This window comes from Syntrophorhabdus sp., from assembly GCA_012719415.1.
Classification (GTDB): Bacteria; Desulfobacterota; Syntrophorhabdia; order Syntrophorhabdales; family Syntrophorhabdaceae; genus Delta-02.
In genome coordinates, this window is record JAAYAK010000322.1 from 1 (window position 1) to 1,909 (window position 1,909).

Annotated in this window: 1 protein-coding gene; it reads left to right on the top strand. The window is 59.7% G+C overall.

Going from position 1 to position 1,909, the window contains the following annotated elements; translation table 11 throughout:
* Window positions 1-9 precede the first annotated feature (9 nt).
* The coding region (locus GXX82_18240) for a pyruvate, phosphate dikinase (GenBank protein NLT24978.1) at window positions 10-1,909 on the top strand (1,900 nt) is incomplete at its 3' end.

Consider the following 1,909-nt stretch of genomic DNA (forward strand, 5'->3'; position numbering starts at 1 on the left):
ACTAAAGAGATGAACGAAGTGAAATACGTGTACAGTTTCGAAGAAGGCAACGCCGAAATGAAAAACCTTCTCGGCGGAAAGGGAGCCAACCTTGCACAGATGGTGCAGTACAAGCTCCCCGTCCCCCCGGGATTCATCCTGACCACAGAGGCATGCCTCAAATACGGGGAAGACCCCGCGTTCCTCGACTCGATCTGGGACAAAGTGATCAGTTCAATGAAGGATCTTGAGAAGAAGACCGGAAAGACATTCGGCTCCGGCAGCAACCCCCTCCTCGTATCCGTCCGCTCCGGCGCCCCCATTTCCATGCCCGGAATGATGGACACCGTCCTCAACCTCGGCCTCAACGACGAATCCGTTGAATCCATTGCCCGGGCCGCAGATGACAGGCGCTTCGCCTTCGACAGCTTCAGGCGGTTCATCCAGATGTACGGAAACGTCGTCCACGGAGTAAACGGAGACGCATTCGAGGAAGTCCTCGACCACGTCAAGAGTTCCCTCGGGGTGAAATTCGACAACGAGATCCCCGCCGACAAGCTCGTGGAGGTCGTGGCGCGCTTCAAGGAGATCTTCAGACAGAAGGCCGGTTTCGACTTCCCTGCAGATCCATGGCAGCAGCTCCGCAACGCCGTGGAGGCAGTCTTCAAAAGCTGGGGCAATCCCCGGGCCGTCACCTACCGCAAGCTTCACAAAATCCCCCATACGCTCGGGACGGCCGTCAACATCGTCTCCATGGTCTACGGAAACCTCGGCGAAGACTGCGGCACCGGCGTCTGCTTCACCCGCAACCCCTCCGACGGAACAAAGGAACTGTACGGGGAATTCCTCGTCAACGCCCAGGGAGAAGACGTGGTGGCCGGCATCCGGACGCCCCTTCCCATCGCACAGATGAAGACTGTAATGCCCGATGTCTACAATGAACTCTTCGAGATCACCACGAACCTCGAAAAGGCATACAAGGACATGCAGGACATCGAGTTCACCATCGAGCGCAACAAGCTCTACATGTTGCAGACCAGGAACGGCAAGCGCTCCGCCGCCGCCTCGGTGAAAATCGCCGTGGACATGGTGGAAGAGGGACTCATCGACAGGAAGACCGCAGTGGGCAGAGTCACCCCCGAGCAGGTCGAAATGCTCCTTCACCGACAGGTCGACCCCGCCGCCGATAATGAAGTCCTTGCAAAGGGCCTTCCCGCATCCCCCGGCGCAGGTGTCGGCGTAGTCTGCTTCGATGCCGACGATGCCGTTGAAATGGCAAAGGGAGGCCAGAAAGTCATCCTCGCAAGGCCTGAGACATGCCCTGACGACATCCACGGCCTCTTTGCCGCGGAAGCCATCGTCACCAGCCGCGGCGGCATGACCAGCCATGCGGCCGTCGTCGCCCGCGGCCTCGGGAAACCTTGCGTCAGCGGATGCGAGGACATCACCATCGACCTCAACAAGGAAACCATCACCAGTGGAGACAGGGTCATCCGCAAGGGCGACACCATCACCGTTGACGGCAGCACCGGACGTGTCCTCCTGGGCGGCGCTCCTCTCATGGAAGCTTCCTTCAGCGACGATTTCCGTACAGTCCTTTCCTGGTCCGACGAGTTTGCCCGCCTCCAGGTCTGGGCAAACGGCGACACCCCCGAAGACGCGAAGCGCGCCCGGGCATTCGGGGCAAAGGGGATCGGCCTGTGCAGGACCGAACACATGTTCATGGCCACCGACCGCCTTCCCGTCATGCAGCGCCTCGTTGTGGCAGACACCTACGAGGAGCGCCTCGAAGCACTCGAGGAGCTCAAGGTCATGCAGGTCGAGGACTTCTACGGGATCCTGAAGGAAATGCACGGACTCCCGGTCATCATCCGCCTTCTTGACCCGCCTCTCCATGAGTTTATGCCCAAGGAGAGGGATCTCGAGGAAG